The organism is Vibrio sp. Makdt (assembly GCF_027587015.1).
GTDB classification, from domain to species: domain Bacteria; phylum Pseudomonadota; class Gammaproteobacteria; order Enterobacterales; family Vibrionaceae; genus Vibrio; species Vibrio chagasii_B.
Map to the genome: position 1 here is coordinate 49,777 of NZ_JAPPTH010000024.1, position 20,930 is coordinate 70,706.

The window sequence follows — 20,930 nt, forward strand, 5'->3', positions numbered from 1 at the left end:
TAATTCCGAAAAGGATTAGTGGCCGTCGAATTCGCAGATGCTAAACACTTCTAGACCTAAGCCTTCTAAGCGCTTGTCACCACCGATTTCTGGAAGATTAATTACAAATGCAGCGTGCTCTACCACACCACCAAGCTGACGAATCAACTTTGTTGTCGCTTCAATCGTACCGCCAGTTGCTAGTAGGTCATCAACCATCAACACTTTATCGCCTTCAACGATAGCATCAGTATGAATTTCTAACGTGTCTGTGCCGTATTCAAGCTCATAAGATTGTGCCACAGTTTCACGAGGCAGTTTGCCCGGCTTACGCACAGGAATGAAGCCAACACCTAGCTCTAATGCTAAAGGCGCACCGAATAGGAAACCACGAGCTTCAGTACCAACGATCTTAGTAAAGCCCATGTCCTTGTATGTTTCCGCTAACAACTCGATAGTCGCTTTGTAAGCTGCTGGGTCTTCCATCAAGCTTGTTACGTCACGGAACAAAATACCCGCTTTAGGGTAATCAGGAATGCTTTTGATGCTTGCTTTGATCAGAGAGATTTTTTCTGTGTTCATAATCTTATGCACTTCATTAGGCCGCTTTCCAAACTCTGGTTAACGAATCAAACATCAACGCTTGAAATTAAGGAAAGGTACGATTGGTATTCATTGCAACGAGAGTCATAACTCTAATTGCTGAAATAATAAACGCCCGCTATACAAGCAGGCACACTGGCTTAATGGTAGTGATTTTCTTTGCTGTCAGCAACCAACTCATGGGTTGGAAGTCGCATAAACCATGTGAGAAGAATAACAAGTACACAAATTAGGAAAGCCTTGACCCAAATGAGTGGAGCAAAGTAGATAGATAACGCAAAACTCAACAAGATAAAGAATACGCCACGCGTTTTAACTTGCTTGGTGACAGCGCCGTGTTGGTACCAGTTTTCTAACAGAGGACCGAGCGTTTTATGCTCATGCATCCATTTGTGAACTTTTGGATTGCTTCGCATGAAACATGCGCTAGCAAGAAGAAGAAATGGAGTGGTTGGCAGAACGGGTAATACAATCCCTAGAACTGCAAGAAAGATACAAAGGCCACCAGCAATATTCAGGCTTAAAACTCGAACGCTAATTGTGGCCTCCTTGAGTTAGCTATCACCATTTGGCGACGACAGCTTAACTAAAATGTTGCGTAGCCATTAAATACACGGATCAACGTTAGTGTTGCTGGTAGTAATGGAATCATTAAAAATGCGGCTAGAAAGCCTAAAAAGTAGAATACATTAAACGGGTCTTTAAAGTCTTGATTATCTGCCATGATTGCTTCTTGTTTTTATTAGTAAAGGTAAGTCCAGTGGCGAACCAAACCCGCTTTGCTAAATAGACATTTAACAAAAAAGGCATAGCCACACCATTTGCGCAACTATACCTTAATCAATTATTCACAAAAACCGAGGAAATATAGGGTTAATCGGTTGTCCCTTGATGGATATCCAAACTGAAACTTGCCGCTCCAAGCAGGCTCAACGACAACTGACAGCCCTGCTCTATTGGTAAGTCTCTGGTGATAAAGTTCTTTTTACAGTTATCGCCTAAGCGTTCACCTGCTGCAATATGTTGATTCATTTCACCATTCGACCAACGCCCATCCAAACCCGCAGGCAAAATTGAGATGGTGCCCTCAGCGAGGTTAGCAACTCCAAACAGCGCGTTGACAGGTGTTGAACACGCCGAGCAGCGAATCCCTTTCTCCAAAATTTCAGCAATATCTTTGAGGTCAGCACTAAAATCTTTTCTGTTTCTTAAGTAATCGTGGAACAAAGCTCTCACTAACAAGGTAGTCGCAGACCCACCATTTTCAGAAGACGCTGAATCGACAAGGTAGAAAGCAAACTGCCCATTCATCGTCCATGCATAATCAAATACAAGCGGCATCATTTCCGTTGATTGCAACAAACGGTAGCTGCAACGCCATGAGCCTTGTCTTGTGTCTTTGTCTGGTAACAACGCGTGCAACAAATCTCTTGCTGCGCTTGGGTTGTCCTGCAAGTAATTCAGGTGCCAATGTAACTCTTGGTCTTCCGGGATCTCTCCTCCATCATCCACACAAAACCACTGGCTTGAGAAATCTCGTTGATCTGAAAGGTTGTCGAACGAATCTGTTAATGTGTTGGCAATCGCACTGCTTAGATGACCGTGGTCCTCTAATGGCTTAGCTAAAAAGTCTTTAATACCAAATCGTAGTGCTTTCGCTACATCAGACATGTCATCTGTCGCAGACACCACAATCATAGGCAGCGATGGGTACTCTAAACTGAGCTCTTCTACAAGCTCGATGCCGTCCAGGATCGGCATTGATAAGTCACACACAATTAAATCTGGCGCTGCATCTCTGAGCTTCTGCAAAGCGTCCAGTCCGTTTTCAGCCTCAACCACTTTATAACCAACCTTCTCAAGGTAAGCACCGGTTATACGGCGAAAAATAGGATCATCATCAACCAACATTACGCGTTTCCGGTTAATCACTTCCTGTGCCGAGGTCATTACTGGCTGACTGTGAGTTTTGTACATAATTTCTAACCTCACAAAACTAAGTCGAATTATTATTGTTATCTGTTCTAAGAACTAATATAAAACTTAGTAATAAAATGCTAAATACACAAATGTTCACTCTTTACTGGTAATTCGTGACAAGGCTTGGAATACTTGTAAATAGTGCAACAAGTTGACATGACGCAAACATTGATCTCAATGTTACGTATAAATTAGATGAGATTGTAAACAAATGTGTCTGGATTTATGAAATTAGATGATTTAAACCTCTTTCGACTCGTCGTTGAAAATGGGAGCTACACCGCAACATCGCGCAAGACTATGATTCCGGTTGCGACCATCACACGACGCATCCAAGCTCTAGAAGACTCGCTAAACCTGAGACTTCTCAATAGACACGCGCGTAAACTCTCTTTAACAGAGGCTGGCGAACGTTTCTTTAATGAATGCTCTCCACTGCTGCAACGTCTCTCTTCGACTGCCGAAGAACTGACGGATGTTTGTAAAGGTGCTTCCGGTAAGATCCGCATTACTGCGCCTTCCAACCTGACTAAGCGCATGATGATGCCAATGTTCAGCGACTTCATGACTCAATACCCAGATATCAATATTGAGTTGATGATGAACAACCAAGCCGATCAACTCGACCCTACAGAGTGGGACGTGATTTTCAGAGTGGGTCCGCAACGTGATTCAAGCCTCATCGCTCGAAAAATCAGTGAAGTAAAAGATATTCTTATCGCGAGCCCTGATTACTTAGCGAAGAACCCTGCACCGAGCCATGCTGAAGAACTAGCGAACCATTCATTACTGAAAGGCTACCCACTGATTAAGTGGCAGCTAAGTAACTCGAATGATGAGACAGTGGTTAACAGTGAAAAAGGCCGCTTCAACGCAAACGCACTTAATGTGGTGAGACAAGCTTGTTCTGAAGGTCTAGGTATCACACTGATGCCAGACGTGATGATTCGCGAATACATTGAAGATGGTAGCCTAGTACAAGTACTGGAAGACTGGAGCGCTAACCCGCGTGACATCTACATGCTTTATAACCACAAAGACCATCTACCTGAGAAAGTTAGATTGTTTATTGACTTTGTGATCGCTTACCACATTCACTAGGTTAATCCCCTACTTCAAAAACAAAAAAACCAGAGCCGATACTCTGGTTTTTTATATTCTTGCCACTAACGAAAACTAAGCGCCTTCGTTGTGTAACTCTAGGTTCGCTAGATCTTGTTGGATCTCACGCTGAATCTTAGAATCGTCATTACGTAGAGAGTCTAGGAAATCTAGGTACGCTTGGTCGATATCACCCGTTACATACTCGCCATTAAACACAGAAGTATCGAAACGCGCGATGTCTTGGTTGCCCATGCCTACCGCAGAAATCAAGTCTGGTAGCGTTTGGAAGATCAGAGCGTCTGCGCCAATCTGCTTACAGATCGTTTCATTGTCACGACCATGAGCAATTAGCTCTGTCGCGCTTGGCATATCGATACCGTAAACGTTAGGGAAGCGAACCTCAGGCGCCGCTGACACCATGAACACTTTGTTTGCGCCAGAGTCACGAGCCATCTCAATGATTTGCTCTGAAGTGGTACCGCGTACAATAGAGTCATCAACCAATAGAACGTTCTTATCCTTAAACTCAGAGCGAATTGCGTTGAGTTTGCGGCGAACTGACTTCTTACGCTGCTGCTGTCCAGGCATGATAAACGTACGACCAACGTAACGGTTTTTCACGAAACCTTGACGGTATGGCTTGTCGATAGCTTGAGCGATACGCAGTGCAATGTCGTTAGAGGTTTCTGGAATTGGGATAACCACATCAATGTCTAAGTCTGAATACTCTTCTTTAATACGCTTACCGAGTAATTCACCCATCTCAACACGTGCGCTGTACACAGAGATTTTATCGATAAATGAATCAGGGCGTGCAAAGTATACAAACTCAAAGATACATGGGTTTAGTTGTGGGTTGTCTGCGCATTGCTTAGTGAAAAGCTCACCATCGAATGTTGCATAGATAGCTTCGCCAGGTGCCACATCGCGCATGAAATCAAAACCAACAGCATCCAGTGCTACCGACTCAGACGCTACCATGTACTCTGTTTTACCTTCGACTTCACGCTTACCTAGACACAGTGGACGAATACCGTGTGGGTCGCGGAATGCGATCATACCGTGGCCGATGATCATAGCTGTTACTGCGTAAGCGCCACGAATTGTGCGGTGTACGTTTGATACAGCGCGGAAAACATCATCAGAAGTCACGTTGCCTTTAACCGTATCGATCTCATGAGCCAACACGTTCAAAAGCACTTCTGAATCTGAAGTTGTATTCACATGACGACGGTCTTTTTCGAACAACTTTTCACGAACTTCGTTCGCGTTCGTTAGGTTGCCGTTGTGAGCCAACGTGATGCCAAAAGGCGAGTTTACGTAGAAAGGCTGAGCTTCCGACGCGCTTGAGCTACCTGCAGTCGGGTAACGAACATGGCCAATACCAACGTTACCTTGGAGGCGTTGCATGTGTTTTGCTTCAAAAACATCTTTTACTAAACCGTTCGCCTTACGCAGACGGAAACGATTGCTTTCTATGGTACAAATACCAGCGGCATCTTGGCCACGATGCTGCAATACCGTTAAAGCGTCATAAATAGACTGGTTTACAGGTGTTGAACCCACGATTCCAACAATACCACACATGTCCTAATCCTCGATTTTTCGACATTAACTGGCGCTATAGCGCGCCAGATAAGAAACTAGATGTTGCTTGTAAATGCTCGAAGAACGGCGCAATGATTCGACTAAATTCCGGAACCAACTGCGAATTCTTCCACCACTCAGAACTTGGGAATGCAGTAAACGCATCCATGAAAAACAACACTGCAGAAACAATCAAAACACCACGTAAGCCACCAAAGACGACACCGAGGATTCTGTCTGTACCTGACAGGCCTGTTTTCTGAACTAGCTGCCCGATAACATAGTTAACTAAAGCACCGACAACTAACGTTGCAACAAACAATGCTGCTATCGCAGTTCCGTTTCGAAACATCTCATCTTCGATATTGGTGAAGTACACCGCTAATTTTGCGTAGTACTGGCTAGCAATAAAAAATGCTCCAAACCAAATAACGAGTGACAACGCTTCTTTAGCGAAACCACGAACTAAACTGATCACGGCAGAGAAGCCGATCACGCCTAAAATGACAAAATCTAACCAATTCATGAATTCTTCATCTTAAGTTGGCGCGCATTTTAACAGAAAAAATGCTGACGCAAACGTTTTCTTATGGATTTAACGGTTTAAATTTGAGCAATTGGCCTTTTGAACCCGTAATTTTTTCTAATTCCTTAATTTGTCGCTCAAGTTTGGATTTAGATACATCTGGGCCAATAATTACTCGCGTAAAAGTTTTTTCTTGCTTGGTATGAGCCTGATAACCACGCTTTTGCAAATCCTTAACCACGCTTTTCGCGTTGTCAGCATTCTTCAAAGCCATCAATTGAATGATCCAAGCGCTGTCTTGGTACTCATTTTTTTCAGGTACTGGCTTAACCACAACCGCCACTTTATCTGCTTCTTTTTCAGAAGCCGATGCCGTTTGGGTTTCTGATGACCCACCGCTTTCGACCACTCGCTCTACTGGAGAATCCGGCAGTGCAATCTGATCTTCCACTGGGTCAAGCACCTCAAACACTTCCACATTGCTATCAAGTTCAGGCTTAATAGGAATGCTCGCAAACTCTTCTTTGTAGTGAAGCTTTTTACCATCAAGCACATCTGGCAATACAATCACGCCAATGGCCACTAAAATGATGGTGCCGACTAAGCGGCTCTGAAATTTACTTGCCATCTAGTTTCCTTTTTTCTGCCAATGCTCCAGCACTTCCCCTACTGTATGGAAAGAACCGACCACCAACACGACATCGTCTTCACCTTTCGCTGATGCTAACGCCGCCTCAAACGCCGCAACCGGGTTTGTATGCTGCTCAACACCTTGAGGAAGGCTCTGACAAAGTTCAGCTGCCGTTGCTGCACGTGGCCCTTGTAGAGAAGCTGGGTACCAGTGTGTTGCAATTGGCGCTAACACTTCTAATGTTGCTGGAATGTCTTTGTCATGAAGCATAGCGACTACAACGTGCAAGTTCTTGCCCGCATATTTTTTAGTAACTTGCTGTGCAAAGTATTCTGCTGAATGTGGGTTATGAGCCACATCGAGCACAATCACAGGCTGGTCGCTAATTTGTTGCATGCGCCCAGGAAGCTGAGCGTTCTTCAAACCATTAACCACGTTCACATCGCTAATATCTAACTCTGATGTGCCCAGTGCCATCAATGCCGTTGCCGCGTTCGGGAGTGGCAATGTTGGGATAGGAAGCGACTCCAGTTGGAATGCACCGCTATGCCAGTTCCAAGTATCGCCATCAACGGCATAGGTATATTGAATTCCGACCTGATAAAACTCAGCTTTGATATCATCGGCGTGCGCAGCAACCGTCGCTGGAGGCTTAGGTTGACCACAGATAGCCGGCTTACCGCTACGATAGATTCCCGCTTTCTCAAAACCAATCACATTGATGTCATCGCCAAGCCAATCAACATGGTCAACCGCCAAGCTTGTGATGACAGACACATCGTGATCAACGATATTAGTAGCGTCTAAGCGCCCGCCGAGGCCCACTTCTAACAATACAACGTCGACCGCTTCCGTTTGAAAAGCGCGCAACGCAGCCAAAGTACCGTATTCGAAGAAGCTCAGGCTGATTTCACCACGTTCTTTCTCAATAAAATCAAAAGACTGAACCATCTTTTCATCAGATAGATCTTGACCATTGATTCGAACACGTTCGTTGTAGCGAATTAAGTGAGGAGAGCTGTAGACACCAACAGAGTATCCCGCATCTAATAGAATGGCTTCCATCAGTGCGCACGTTGAGCCTTTGCCGTTGGTTCCGGCAACGGTAATGACGTGTTTAGCAGGTTTGGTAAGATTTGCCTTAGAGGCGACGACCTGAACTCGGTCTAGTCCAAGATCAATAGCACTGGTGTGGATGTTTGATAAATAATCAAGCCACATCTCCAAAGAGGATGTGGCTTGAGGAATAGGTTGTTGACTCATCTAACTCATAACCATAATAAAGTTGGTTTGTTAGAAGGTACTTTACCCTTTTTCTGGCGCTTCTGGTACTTCATAAGCAGCTTCATTCGGTGAATCGTTCACAGAAACTACTAATGGTGAAGGCTGATTGGTCATTTTTGCAACTAGGCTAGCTACGCGCTGACGCATTTCACGACGGTCAACGATCATATCGATAGCACCGTGGTCTAGTAGGAACTCACTACGTTGGAAACCTTCAGGTAGGTCTTCACGGACTGTTTGCTCGATTACACGACGACCAGCAAAACCGATAAGTGCTTTTGGCTCACCGATGTTGATATCACCTAGCATTGCCAAACTTGCAGAAACACCGCCCATTGTTGGGTCAGTCATTACTGAAATAAACGGCAGGCCTTTCGCAGATAGACGCTCAAGTGCAGCACTGGTTTTTGCCATTTGCATTAGAGACATTAGTGCCTCTTGCATACGCGCACCGCCACTTGCAGAGAAACAAACTAAGCCACAGTTGTTTTCAATAGCAGCATCTACAGCGCGAACAAAACGAGCACCTACTACAGAGCCCATTGAACCGCCCATGAATGAGAATTCAAACGCACACGCTACGATTGGTAGACCTAGTAGTTCACCTTTCATTGCTACAAGTGCGTCAGTTTCACCACTGTTCTTTTGAGCAGCAGAGATACGCTCTTTATAACGCTTAGAGTCTTTGAACTTCAGTTTGTCTTGCGGCTCAAGATCAGTACCAAGTTCAACACGCTCACCTTTGTCTAGGAATGTTTCTAGGCGGCGACGTGCTTTCATGCGCATGTGATGGTCACATTTTGGACATACTTCTAGGTTACGCTCTAGCTCAGCATGGTAAAGCACCTGCTCACAAGAAGTACATTTAGTCCAAACACCCTCAGGGATAGACGCTTTACGAGATGTTACAATGTTGCTTTTTTCTAAAATCTTTTCAAGCCAACTCATGGAAGACCTTTTGTTTCGATTCTTCCGCTTGATTGCGAAAGAAATAAATTTGGGAATTATGCGAGGAGATTAAAGCACATAAAACAGCAAGTGTAGATAAAAAACTGGTTGTACCTATTTTCTTGAGCTATTTTACGCACGATTTCGCAATATTTTTTGAACCTAAGTCCCACATTTAGTTCAAATTATCTGGAAGAAACAGAGGACCAATTGGCTCTCTTGGAAGACCGAATTCTTCTGGATAATCCACATCCACTAAATAGAGACCTTCAGCTTTAGCAGTCGCTCCAGCCAACTTACGGTCTTTCGCTTCAAGTAACCACTTGATCCACTCTGGCTTCTGCTCACCTTTACCAACGGCAATTAGGCTACCCGTAATGTTTCTCACCATATGGTGCACAAACGCATTCGCCTTAATATCAATCACGATGTAGTGGCCATGACGAGTCACGTTCAAGTGAATCATATTTCGCCACGGGCTATGAGACTGGCAGTGCGTAGCTCTAAACGACGTAAAATCATTTTCACCCAGCAGGTACTGACCTGCCTCATGCATCTTTTTCTCGTCAAGGTGACCATGATAATGGCTCACACCTGAATTTAAGATTCCAGGGCGCAGTGCATGATTGAAAATGATATAGCGGTAGCGACGTGCCGTTGCAGAGAAGCGAGCATGGAAATCTTCATTCACTTCTGTTGCCCAACGAACAGCGATGTCTTTAGGCATGTTGGCGTTTGCACCCATTGTCCATGCCACCATTTTGCGGTCGACATTGGTTTCAAAGTGAACGACTTGTCCCGTACCGTGAACACCGGCATCCGTTCGTCCTGCGCATTGAACTTCTACTGGGTGATTTGCGACAACCGAAAGAGCCTTTTCCAATTCTTCTTGGACACTTTTCACGTCTCGTTGGCGTTGCCAACCAAAGTAGTGGGTACCGTTATATTCAATACCTAAAGCAATTTTCATGTTCTTGTTCTCTTTGAAAATGGGCGAGAAGTATATACGGAAATGAGTGCTATCCCAAATAGGATGGGACTAAATCTATAATATTAAAAGCACGACCCACCAAAAATAAAGGGTAGCCAATGCTACCCTTTATATCTCGCTCAATTTATCGGCCGTTTAACGTATCGATAAGATTCTTAGCTTCGCGGCGAATATCGTCGCTTCCGTCGACTATCGCTTCTTCTAGAAGCTTAATCGCGCCTTGAGAGTCACTCATCTCAATGTAGATTTTAGCGAGATCAAGCTTACCAGCTGCTTCAGCGTTACTATCAACATCATAGTTTCCTATATCGCCAATCACATCAGGGAATTCGTTCAGACCAACATCCAGCTTCAGCTCTTCTTCGTCTGGATTAATAGCATCTTCCCCTTCTTGCTCAACTTGAGCCATCAACTCATCGATGGTCATGTATTGCTTATCACGACTATTCGATGATTCGGTCAGGTTATCTTGCTGCGCCCAGTTCTCTTCTTTGATCTTAGGTTCAGCTTGCTGTTCTGCAGACGCCCAGATCTCTTGTTGATCATCCGGCACACCATCTTGCATGCTCGATTGCTGTTCTGGTGCAAGATTAAAACCTTTCCAATCTTCACCGCCCACTTCAAGCATTGCATCAATATCTAACCCAGCGCTATCAATCGATGTCGCATCTAATGGCTTCTCGAACATGTTGTCGACTGTGTCTTGAACATCTTCTGAAAGCAATTCAGCCAAATTAGTTTCATCAAAGTTATCGAAGCCTTCTAACGGCTCGTCTTCAACTTCATTCACCTCAGTGCTAGGTGCTAAAGGTGCGCTTGTTGATTCGTTCGCTTCTGGGAACCCGGCTAAATCCGCTTCATTGACATCCGAGAAATCATCCGCTTCAGCGAAACTTTGAGGGTTAGAGAACAGGTCATGCAGTGCGTCTTGCTCTTCTCCCTGCGGACTAAAGGCAGTTAATGGCGTAGGCTTTTCTTCAAATGCATCAGAGATCGCTTCATCTTCACCGTATTCAGGCAAATCGAACTCGTCAAACTGTGCGCCTTGCTCCTCTGCAACAGGCTCTGCACTGCTCTGCTCAATATCATCTAAAACAGAGTCCGCTTTAGCGCTTTCTTCATCGTATTCTGGAAGGTCAAGATCATCGAACTCAAACTTCTCGCTGCCATCCGATAAATCTTGCTCTAGCTGAGCTTCATCAGGTTCACTCACAGCCTCAGCAAGTGCGTCTTCTTCACCAAACTCTGGTAGCTCAAAGTCGTCAAATGAGAAATCGTCTTCACTTGGTTGCTCTGTAGCTTCTGGTTGTGGTGCTGTGTCAGGTTGAGGCTCAGCTTGTGCTTCTGTGCTAACTTCTAACTCAGCTTCCGCCAACGCGTCTTCTTCATTAAACTCTGGGAGCTCGAAGTCATCAAACGAGAATTCGTCTTCGCTCTGTTGCTCTGCCGCTTCTGGCTGTGATGCTGTTTCAGATTGAGGCTCTGCTTGAGGTGCAATGGCAGTTTCAGCCTCAGCTTCCGCCAATGCATCTTCTTCATTAAATTCTGGAAGCTCGAAATCATCAAACGAGAATTCATCTTCGCTCTGTTGCTCTGCCGCTTCTGGCTGTAGTGCTGTTTCAGATTGAGATTCTGCTTGCGGTTCAGTGGCAGTTTCAGCCTCAGCTTCCGCCAATGCATCTTCTTCATTAAACTCTGGAAGCTCGAAGTCATCAAACGAGAATTCGTCTTCGCTCTGTTGCTCTACTGATTCTGGCTGCAGGGCCGTTTCAGGCTGTTGCTCTGGCGTTGGTTCTTCAGCAGTTTCAGCCACTGCTTCAGAGGTGTCTTCGTCAATCAGCCAATCGTCGTCTTGTGGTACACCGAATTCATTTGGAATGATCTCAGGCATATTCGCAGCACGAACTGGCTCTGGCTCTGGCTCTGGCTCTGGCTCTGGCTCTGGCTCTGGCAAGGATTCAACAACATTATCGAACTCTTCGCTACCTTGAATCTTAGGTTCAAAATCAAAATCAGAGTCAATGTTCGATGGTGATTCTACATCGTTGATCGCTTCAGCCAGCCAGTCTTCAACTGTATCTTCATCATCGTCAGAAATGTCACCCAATGACGCAGGAGACGTAGCTTCACTCTCAAAGCTGGTTGCGATTTCTTCTGGGCTACCCAGTTCCGGTGAAGGCTCTAGATCAGGTTGTTCCTGCTCAAATTCATCAACACTGGTATTTTCAGAGAGTAACGAGTCGATATCTAACCCATCGCTTTCGACCTCTGGTTTTGTATCTCCGACCGCGGGTTCAATCACGTCAGATTGAGCTTGTTGTTCAGAAGCTTCTTCAACCACTTGGTCAAATTCTGGCGTCATTAGCTCATCGATAAGCGCTTCATCGGTGGTTTCCAATGCGTCATCCAACAAAGCATCCGTTGCAGGCGCGACACCAAACATATCATCAATAAAGTCATCACGATTAAATGCGGTAGCTTCATCCTTAAGCTCAGGCTCTGTGCTATTTTCTATCGCTTCTGTACTTGCTAGCTCATCGTTAAGTTCGATGTCTTCCAAACTCGGGGCTTGTTCAGTACTTGCCGGTTGCTCGAACTCTTCTTCTGGAGATTCCAAAGACTCTGGGGCAGTAGAAGACTCTGACAGTAATGATTCAACATCAGCGTCAGCAAGGTTACTGACTTCATCACTCTGCTTGTCAAAATCAAATGCAGCTTCTAGCTCTTTATCAAAGACTTGAACTTCGGGTTCAATTTCATCTTCAATACCGGTCGTCAATAGCTCGTCGAATGGGTCAAGAGACTCTGTCGCTTGTTCACCATTCTCATCGTCAGACAGATCACTACCCAACAATTCATCCAAGGTTTCATCACTTTCGAGTGTGAACTTGGCATCATTAACGTCATCGTCAAGGAAATCATCAAGTAGGTCAGTGCTCTCTGCATCGAGTTCGAAGTCATCATCAGAATCACTTAGCAACTCATCCAACATGTCAGTGCTGTCTTCAGAAATGTTAAGTTCATCGTCGGTCGATAAGCCTGACAGTTCTTCCAACTCAGACAGAGCATCAAAACCTAGAGGTTCCCCTTCAGAATCTTCATCAGAGTCGCTCTCTAACATCTCATCAAGTAAGTCTGTCGAGTTACTTAAATCGACATCATCACCAGCTAATTGCTCGTCAAGCAGGTCAACACTCTCCTGCTCCTCTTCGCTTTCTACTGGCTGGTCAAACTGAGCTAAGATGTTTTCGATATCGTCGTCAGACGCCAAACCGCTGTTTAGATCTTTGGCACTGTCATCGTCGCTATCTAGGTTGAAAGGATCGTTCTGTTCATTCTGGGCAGCCACTTGCGCAAAGATGTCATCAATATCATCTTCAACACTTGTTGGCTCTGGTTGAGAGGTTTGTTGCTCAGAAATAAGTGCATCGATATCAAAATCATCGCTTGCAGACGTCTCTGTACTTGGCGTCGAATCACTTTGCTCTTCTGAGATCAGTGCGTCAATGTCGAAACTGTCGTCGTCTTCGTCATCCAACGCGAACAGATCATCAAGCATCGATTGGTCCAGTTCGTTGGAGCCTAGATCTTCGGTCTGAGACTCTTGAGATAGCAGAGCTTCAATGTCATCAGCAGACATTGAGTTGTCGTCCGACAGGTCAAAATCACCTTCATCAGAATCAAGTGCACTTTCTGCTGTCTTATCAAGCGCACGTTCCATCTCTTCTAGGCCAAGCGCTTTCTCTTCACCATTAACACTGATGCCGTTGCTACTGTCTAAATCTAGATCATCGAAGTTAGTGTCTAAATCGCCGTTCTCACCAATGCTGGCAAACGGATCATCGTCTTCACCATCAAGGTTGAAATCAAGGTCTGACTCATCTAGACCAGCAAACACATCGTCTTCATCAGCCAGTGCTTGATCATCAAACAGCTTATTTGCGTCATCTTCCGTACCAAACAGCTCATCATCGAGAGACAACTCATTGTCTAGGTCATCGATCTCATCGCCCAACATCATTGGAGCAGCGCTGCTTGGCTCTGGCTGAATAGGCTGGTCTTGCGTTGGTTGTTGCTGCTCTTCATTTTTAGAACGGCGCCCTAGCAAGATCACAATGATAAGACCAAGTAAAAGGCCTGGAATGATCGCAAGTGCAGCCACCAGCCAACCATTAGACAGCAACTGGTCAATCGCACTTGGCGCCATTTTTTCGATTTCAGCGTTCTTTCTACGCTCTTCAGCAAGTAACTTTTCAACTTCACTGCGAATACGGTCTTCGTCACTTAGTTCTGTCTTAAGAACATCCACCTCAGACTGCACATCCGATAGCATTAATCTAAGTTGGTGATTCTTCTCTTCCAGTGACAACAGCTCTGTTTCAGATAACTCTAACTGCTTCTCAAGTTTGTTCATGTCTTTAACAGGAGAAGTAGCAGCCACTGATTTTGGTACTGTTTCAGCAGCAGGGGCTGGTTTAGTAGCAACCGAACTTTTCGAACCTGCATTTGATTGACTGGAGGTTTGAGCTGCTTTTGGTTTAACTGCAGGCTTAGCGACCGGATCATCCAGCTTGGCCAAGTGCGAGTTCATGATGTTGATGGCTTGCTGCGTAGAGCTTGCACGAGCTTGCTCTAAAGAAGGGACACGTAAATGACTAGCTGGCAGCAAGCTATGGATATTCTGGTTTTCAAACGCTTGTGGGTTCAGTCGGTAAATTGCCAACAAGGTTTGTTGGACGGAGACAGAGTTATCTGGACGCAATCTTGACGCGATAGACCATAGCGTTTCATTGCCACGAGTCGGACCATAGAAACGAGAAGGCTCTGCGCTATTCGATTGAGCTCTTTGAAGAGGTTCTGAAAACGTAGGCGCTGATTGTATCTGACCATTGGGCCCTACAACTCGAATGGAATCTGCACGAACAACGGAAATCTGAGTCGCAATGATAACGGCAAAAGGTATTAACCACTGCTTGAAAATTTGAAACATAAAAGGCTCAGCTAGGTGCTTAAATTCGGATAAAGTGATGATCTATTAAATATATCGGATAAATGACGTAAAACTATAGAGATGAAAACAAAAAATGTGTTGCAGCGACAATATTCGCAGCAATTTCACACAATTTGACTAACAATATTTTTAATCGATTAAAAAAGCCCCACTAAAGAGTGAGGCTTGTTTGTCAAAGCGGTGAGGCTTAGAAGTAATCGCGAATCAGAACTTCAGCGATTTGTACTGCGTTTGTTGCAGCGCCCTTACGAACGTTATCCGCAACAACCCACATGTTGATGCCGCTGTGATGGCTGATGTCGTTACGAATACGACCCACCATTACATGGTCTTTACCGCCAGCGTCACGTACTTGTGTTGGGAATTCCATACCATGGAAAACTTCAACACCTTCTGTGTTTTCTAGTAGTTGAACCACTTGGTCTGCACCGATTGGTGAGCGAGTTTCTACGTGTAAAGATTCTGCATGACCGTAGAACACAGGTACACGAACACACGTTGAGTTCACCGTGATTGAAGAGTCGTTAAAGATCTTTTGTGTTTCCCAAACCATCTTCATCTCTTCACGCGTGTAGCCGTTTTCCGTGAACTCATCAATTTGAGGGATACAGTTGAACGCGATCTGCTGTGGGAATGCTGAGTTTTCAGCTGGCATGCCGTTAAGAAGCTTAGCGGTTTGACCAGCAAGCTCATCGATACCCGTTTTACCTGCACCAGAAACCGATTGGTAAGTAGATACGTTGATACGTTCTAGGCCGACTTCATCGTGAATTGGCTTAAGCGCAACCAGCATTTGAATCGTTGAACAGTTTGGGTTCGCAATGATATTGCGGTTGCGGAACTCAGCAATTGCTTCTGGGTTCACTTCAGGCACAACCAGTGGAACATCGTATTCGTAGCGGAACTTAGATGTGTTATCGATAACGACCACACCTTCATCCGCAGCAACTGGAGCCCATTGTTCAGAAAGGTCGCCACCAGCAGAGAAAAATGCGATATGAACTTGAGACCAATCGAAGTCTGCAACGTTCTGCACTTGTATCGTCTTACCATTAAAGCGGTAAGTTTTACCTTCACTACGTTCACTTGCTAGTAAGTGCAGTTCACCGATAGGGAATTTACGCTCTTTAAGTACTTCAAGAATGGTTTCACCAACCGCACCAGTCGCACCTAAAATAGCAATATTAAATTCTTGGCTCATTGTTTCTCTCTTTTATAAAGTTGGCTTTACCATAAAACCGAGTTTAGCTAACGGTGCTAGATTACAAGAATCATCACCTGTTAACTCGACTGCACTGTATTCTCTGCGGTCCCAATATTCTTTACGCATCTTGTCAAAAGAACCTGGCGTAGCGATATTGCGACGGAATAAGGCATCGTCTTTGCGCACATCATAGATCAACTGAGTCAAATTGTGCAGTGTTGCTTCGTCCCAAGCTCTATCTAATTTCATTTGAGGCACAGGCGGTGTCGGCAATAGATCGCTCGCGTAAGCGCGTTGTTCACTGCCTAAGAACTCACAATAGCTGTTAAAGATCATCGTTGTACCGCGTGCTTTGCCCTCTAGACCATAGCCCGCTACGTGAGGTGTTGCAAAAGAGAGTAAAGGAAGCAGCTCCATGTCGACTTCAGGTTCAAACTCAAATACATCAAGGACGGCCGTGAAGCCATCAGCTTTTTGCAGACGAGCTTTTAGTGCTTGGTTATCCACGACAGGGCCGCGAGCCGCATTTATCAGGATTTGATCAGCACGCAACTTATTTAGCACTTGCTCATTGATTAAGTGATGCGTTGGGAATTCACCCGTTTTAGTGATTGGCGTATGCAGCGTGATAACGTCAGATTGCTTAAGCAGCGTTTCTAGTTCTGTAAACTCACGAGTGTCACCCTCTTGCTGTTTTAGAGGGTCGTTCAGTAGAACTTTAATACCAATACCTTCAAGGCATTTTGCTAAGTAGCTGCCCACTTGACCACAACCAATAATACCAACTGTTTTATCAAATACAGAGAAGCCTTGTTGCTGCGCAAGAACCATCATTGCACTGAACGCGTATTCAGCCACACCTACCTTGTTACAGCCCGGTGCCGCGGTAAAGAAAATGCCACGCTCTTTCATCAATTCTTGGTCAACGTGATCCATACCTGCCGTCGCGGTACCGACAAACTTCAGTTTATTGGCTTTGCTGATTAATTCTTCGTTCACCTTGGTAACAGAGCGAATCATCAGTGCGTCTACGTCAACCAGATCGTCCGCAGTTAATGTGCGACCAGACTTCATTGTCACTTCACCTAGCTGGCTAAAAAGCGCTTCTGCATAAGGCATGTTTTCGTCGATTAAGATTTTCATTTGGCGAGTACTTTTGTTGGGGTCTATCGACCTAAATGTAGATTGAAATGATTGTGCAAAATTCCATACACGGTGTCGAGTAACAAATGGAATACATTATGAATAAAGGCTTGTTGAGATAAGGATTGATTGCCCTACGCAGCTTTTACTACTCAAGCCTAAAACGAAAAATGCCCGATTGAATTAACAATCGGGCAAACATCCAGAACAAAAGGATCCTATCTCGCTCTCCAGGAGACAGAGTCTGCGTCTGTTCGACCAGTACTGACCAAAGCCACTACTGATCAAGCTCTGGAAACCTTTCCGTTTCAAAACCTATGTTTAGAAAGCTTTGTTCTGTGGGTTATGGTTAATGGGTTACCTGTGCGTGTTGAAACTGCACTCGCGTCACCCGTTAACAATTAACCTTTGTCTATCTAACTCAAGCCTAATTAAGCTTGGTATTTTTTGATTACTAGCGTTGCGTTTGTACCGCCGAAACCAAAGCTGTTAGACATAACTGTTGTTAGCTCTTGTTCGCGAGCTTCAGTTACGATGTCTAGGCCAGCAGCTGCTTCGTCTAGGTTAGAAACGTTAATGCTTGGAGCGATGAAGCCGTTGTCTAGCATTAGCGTTGAGTAAATCGCTTCGTGTACGCCAGCGGCACCTAGAGCATGACCTGTCATCGCTTTAGTTGCTGAGATTGCTGGGCTGTTGCCACCAAATACTTCTTGGATAGCACCTAGCTCTTTCACGTCACCAACTGGAGTTGAAGTACCGTGAGTGTTCACGTAGTCAACGCCATCAACGTTTTGCATTGCCATCTTCATACAACGAACCGCGCCTTCACCAGAAGGGGCAACCATGTCGTAGCCATCTGAAGTTGCGCCGTAGCCTACGATCTCACCGTAGATTTTCGCGCCACGAGCAACTGCGTGCTCAAGCTCTTCGATTACTAGCATGCCGCCGCCACCAGAGATAACGAAACCATCACGGTCTGCATCGTAAGTACGAGAAGCCAGCTCAGGAGTATCGTTGTACTTAGTAGAAAGTGCGCCCATTGCGTCGAACATCATAGTCAGAGACCAATCTAGTTCTTCACCGCCACCAGCGAATACTACGTCTTGCTTACCGAGTTGGATAAGCTCCATTGCGTGACCAATACAGTGTGCAGATGTTGCACATGCAGAACTCATAGAGTAGTTCACACCACGGATTTTAAAAGGAGTTGCTAGACAAGCAGAAACCGTTGAAGCCATTGTACGTGGAACCATGTATGGACCAACACGCTTAACGCCCTTCTCACGGATGATGTCTACTGCGTTTACTTGGTTAAGAGAAGAAGCACCACCAGAACCCGCAACGATACCGGTGCGGTCATTAGATACTTGCTCTTCTGTTAGGCCAGCGTCTGCAATTGCTTGCTCCATTGAAAGATAAGCGAATGCCGCTGCATCACCCATAAAGCGCATCTTTTTGCGATCAATATGGTCAGCAGGGTTCATTTTAAGGTTACCCCAAACTTGAGAGCGTAAGCCGTTTTCCTTGAACTGCTCTGAAGCGGTAATACCAGATTTACCCTCTTTCAGTGATGCTAAAACTTCTTCGACGTTGTTACCGATACTTGAAACAATACCCATACCGGTGATTACGACTCGTTTCATGTGACATTCCTATAATTCTAAATTCAGCTAGATGATAACTAAGAAGCCCAACAAAAGTGGTCAGCTTTCCTAGAAATTCGTACAATCCCTACCAACATATCGCTTCAAATCACAAAATGATAGATTTTATGACTTCAATTACTAATGCTGAGCTGGAATGGAATGAGTCTGGCACGCCAGTTTCAGACCAATTTGACGATGTTTACTTCTCCAACGTGAATGGTTTAGAAGAAACTCGTTACGTTTTTTTAAAGCAAAACCACCTTCCAGAGCGTTGGCTTGAACATGATCAGCGCCGTTTTGTGATCGCTGAAACCGGCTTTGGTACTGGCCTAAACTTTCTTGCGGTTTGGCAATGGTTCGATGCTTTTCTTAAAGATAACCCTCAAGCTATTACCAAAGAGTTACATTTCATCAGTTTTGAGAAATATCCTTTAAACAAAGAGGATCTCATCAAAGCGCACCAAGCGTGGCCTGAATTAGCCGAGTATGCGACGCAACTCCAAGAACATTACCCTATCGCTCTGCCTGAATGTCACCGCATTGTATTGGGCGATGGCACAATCACATTGGATTTATGGTTCGGTGATATCAAAGACTGTATGCCAAGCGTGCCTACGCCAAAGAAAGGTTTGGTGGATGCATGGTTCCTAGATGGATTCGCCCCAAGCAAAAACCCAGAGATGTGGAACCAAAACCTATTCAATGGCATGGCAAAGCTAGCCAAACAAGATTGTAGCTGTGCGACTTTTACCGCGGCCGGTTTCGTGCGTCGTGGGTTAATTGAAGCTGGCTTTGAGATGAAGAAGGTCAAAGGCTTTGGTACTAAGCGCGAAATGATTGCAGGCCGACTTGGCGAAAAACATGCCCATACCAATATCAAACCTTGGTATGGTTTATCAGAGCATAGCGACTCACAAGACATCGCGATCATCGGTGGTGGTGTTGCCAGTGCTGCGTTAGCTAAAACACTGAGCCGCCGCGGCAAGAACATCACACTTTACTGTGAACATCAGCAAGCTGCTGGTAACGCCTCTGGTAATAACCAAGGTGCAATTTACCCGCTATTAAGTGAGGCGACCTCAAACGTTTCGCGTATATTCGGCCCTGGATTGTTGTTTGCGCGTCAGTTCATCAATCAAGCGGCAAAGTCTATTGAATTTGATCATAACTGGTGTGGTGTGAACATTTTGATGTGGGATGAAGGCTCGACTAAGAAGCTCAATCGCATGTTGGAAGGGAATTTCCACACCGATTTGATTCAGCGTTTATCGCCAGAGCAAGCAAATGAAAAGGTCGGTTTGCCAGTTGATAAAGAGAGCGTCTACTTTCCTCTGGGTGGGTGGTTAAGCCCACTTCAGCTTACTCAAGGCCTTATTGGTCAACTAGAAGAAAGCAATAAAGTAAGTACACACTATCAACACCAAGTGACTCAGTTAGAGTGGCTCGAAGCTGAACAACAATGGCAACTCACTATTGAGACACCACGAGGTGAGATTCAAACTAAACATGACCAAGTAGTTGTTGCGAACGGCCACAAGTTCACTCAGTTTGAGCAGACTCAACCTGTACCTCTGACTCCAGTTAAAGGTCAGGTGAGCCACATTCCGACCACGGAAAAGCTCAGCAAACTCAAAACCGTGTTGTGCTTTGATGGTTACTTAACACCACAAAACCCAAACAATGGACACCATTGCATTGGCGCAAACTACGACAAAACCAACATCGACCAAAAGTTTGATGCTGAAGTTCAACAGCACAATGGTGAGCGCCTGCACGGATCACTGCCAGACCAAGAGTGGACAAAAGAGGTCGATACCAGTGGCAACCTAGCGCGCCAAGGCATTCGTAGCGTAAGCCGCGATCACCTTCCGTTTGTCGGTAACGTTGGCGACTTTGAGGCCATTAAAGAGCAATATCAGAATCTGCATAACTTTAACCCACAACGTGACTCGGTAGATGATGTTCAAACGGTGACAAGCTTCCCTAACCTATTCTGTTTTATCGGTTTAGGCTCACGAGGGTTAAGCTCAGCTCCATTACTTGCAGAAGTGTTAGCATCACAAATCTGTGGCGATCCACTACCTCTACCAGCTGATGTGCTGGAAGCCATCCACCCTAGCAGAATGTGGGTGCGTAGGCTGCGTAAAGGCAAGGCGCTAACGGCTGGATGGGTCGCAGATAAACAAGCGAAAACCAATCAATAGCTGACGGACTACTCGCTCGTTAATTCAGAGTATTTGTAATGAAAAAGCCCGAGTGACGTTATGTCTCTCGGGCTTTTTGTATCTGATGA

General features: G+C 45.2%; 16 protein-coding genes. 2 read left to right on the plus strand and 14 right to left on the minus strand.

Annotated features, from left to right (window positions below; translation table 11 throughout):
* Nucleotides 1–15 precede the first annotated feature (15 nt).
* The 4 genes from apt to OH460_RS22195 all read right to left on the minus strand — a co-directional run bounded on the left by apt (nucleotide 16) and on the right by OH460_RS22195 (nucleotide 2,559).
* Complete coding sequence (gene apt / locus OH460_RS22180; RefSeq protein WP_004740646.1) at nucleotides 16–561, minus strand: adenine phosphoribosyltransferase; 546 nt, start codon at nucleotides 559–561, stop codon at nucleotides 16–18.
* A 161-nt stretch (nucleotides 562–722) separates the two neighbouring features.
* On the minus strand, nucleotides 723–1,094 hold the full coding sequence (locus OH460_RS22185) for a YbaN family protein (protein ID WP_032498517.1): 372 nt from the start codon (nucleotides 1,092–1,094) through the stop codon (nucleotides 723–725).
* A gap of 74 nt (nucleotides 1,095–1,168) precedes the next feature.
* Nucleotides 1,169–1,306, minus strand: coding sequence for a hypothetical protein (locus OH460_RS22190; protein WP_004740644.1), 138 nt, complete (start codon nucleotides 1,304–1,306; stop codon nucleotides 1,169–1,171).
* A 149-nt stretch (nucleotides 1,307–1,455) separates the two neighbouring features.
* Entirely contained in the window at nucleotides 1,456–2,559 is a 1,104-nt protein-coding gene (locus OH460_RS22195; protein WP_269999546.1) for a response regulator, read from the minus strand.
* Between the two features lie 228 nt (nucleotides 2,560–2,787).
* Between OH460_RS22195 and OH460_RS22200 the strand changes: the two genes are divergently transcribed.
* The gene (locus tag OH460_RS22200) at nucleotides 2,788–3,663 is read left to right on the plus strand and encodes a LysR family transcriptional regulator (RefSeq protein WP_061033732.1); all 876 of its coding nucleotides are present in this window, start codon (nucleotides 2,788–2,790) and stop codon (nucleotides 3,661–3,663) included.
* A gap of 75 nt (nucleotides 3,664–3,738) precedes the next feature.
* On the opposite strand, the gene purF is transcribed toward OH460_RS22200, so the two are convergent.
* From purF to fabB, 10 genes are all read right to left on the minus strand, one after another.
* On the minus strand, nucleotides 3,739–5,253 hold the full coding sequence (purF, locus tag OH460_RS22205; RefSeq protein ID WP_008220291.1) for an amidophosphoribosyltransferase: 1,515 nt from the start codon (nucleotides 5,251–5,253) through the stop codon (nucleotides 3,739–3,741).
* 34 nt (nucleotides 5,254–5,287) lie between these two features.
* Nucleotides 5,288–5,779: a CvpA family protein gene (locus OH460_RS22210; protein WP_004740640.1), complete on the minus strand. Its 492-nt coding sequence runs from the start codon at nucleotides 5,777–5,779 to the stop codon at nucleotides 5,288–5,290.
* A 61-nt stretch (nucleotides 5,780–5,840) separates the two neighbouring features.
* Nucleotides 5,841–6,407, minus strand: coding sequence for an SPOR domain-containing protein (locus OH460_RS22215; RefSeq protein WP_008220288.1), 567 nt, complete (start codon nucleotides 6,405–6,407; stop codon nucleotides 5,841–5,843).
* Nucleotides 6,408–7,673 carry a bifunctional tetrahydrofolate synthase/dihydrofolate synthase gene (gene folC, locus OH460_RS22220; protein WP_269999547.1) on the minus strand — a complete coding sequence of 422 codons (1,266 nt, stop codon included), beginning with the start codon at nucleotides 7,671–7,673 and terminating at the stop codon, nucleotides 6,408–6,410.
* Between the two features lie 42 nt (nucleotides 7,674–7,715).
* A complete protein-coding gene (gene accD, locus OH460_RS22225) occupies nucleotides 7,716–8,642 on the minus strand; it encodes an acetyl-CoA carboxylase, carboxyltransferase subunit beta (protein WP_004740637.1) in 927 nt (308 codons plus the stop codon).
* Nucleotides 8,643–8,817: 175 nt separating this feature from the next.
* Nucleotides 8,818–9,612, minus strand: coding sequence for a tRNA pseudouridine(38-40) synthase TruA (gene truA / locus OH460_RS22230; RefSeq protein ID WP_008220283.1), 795 nt, complete (start codon nucleotides 9,610–9,612; stop codon nucleotides 8,818–8,820).
* Nucleotides 9,613–9,757: 145 nt separating this feature from the next.
* Nucleotides 9,758–14,623: a FimV/HubP family polar landmark protein gene (locus tag OH460_RS22235; protein ID WP_269999548.1), complete on the minus strand. Its 4,866-nt coding sequence runs from the start codon at nucleotides 14,621–14,623 to the stop codon at nucleotides 9,758–9,760.
* 208 nt (nucleotides 14,624–14,831) lie between these two features.
* Nucleotides 14,832–15,845, minus strand: coding sequence for an aspartate-semialdehyde dehydrogenase (locus OH460_RS22240; RefSeq protein ID WP_269999549.1), 1,014 nt, complete (start codon nucleotides 15,843–15,845; stop codon nucleotides 14,832–14,834).
* A gap of 12 nt (nucleotides 15,846–15,857) precedes the next feature.
* Nucleotides 15,858–16,991, minus strand: a complete 1,134-nt coding sequence (locus OH460_RS22245) for a 4-phosphoerythronate dehydrogenase (protein WP_269999550.1) — start codon at nucleotides 16,989–16,991, stop codon at nucleotides 15,858–15,860.
* Nucleotides 16,992–17,422: 431 nt separating this feature from the next.
* Nucleotides 17,423–18,634, minus strand: coding sequence for a beta-ketoacyl-ACP synthase I (fabB, locus tag OH460_RS22250; protein ID WP_004737973.1), 1,212 nt, complete (start codon nucleotides 18,632–18,634; stop codon nucleotides 17,423–17,425).
* 128 nt (nucleotides 18,635–18,762) lie between these two features.
* Between fabB and mnmC the strand changes: the two genes are divergently transcribed.
* Nucleotides 18,763–20,841: a bifunctional tRNA (5-methylaminomethyl-2-thiouridine)(34)-methyltransferase MnmD/FAD-dependent 5-carboxymethylaminomethyl-2-thiouridine(34) oxidoreductase MnmC gene (gene mnmC / locus OH460_RS22255; RefSeq protein WP_269999551.1), complete on the plus strand. Its 2,079-nt coding sequence runs from the start codon at nucleotides 18,763–18,765 to the stop codon at nucleotides 20,839–20,841.
* Nucleotides 20,842–20,930: the final 89 nt, after the last annotated feature.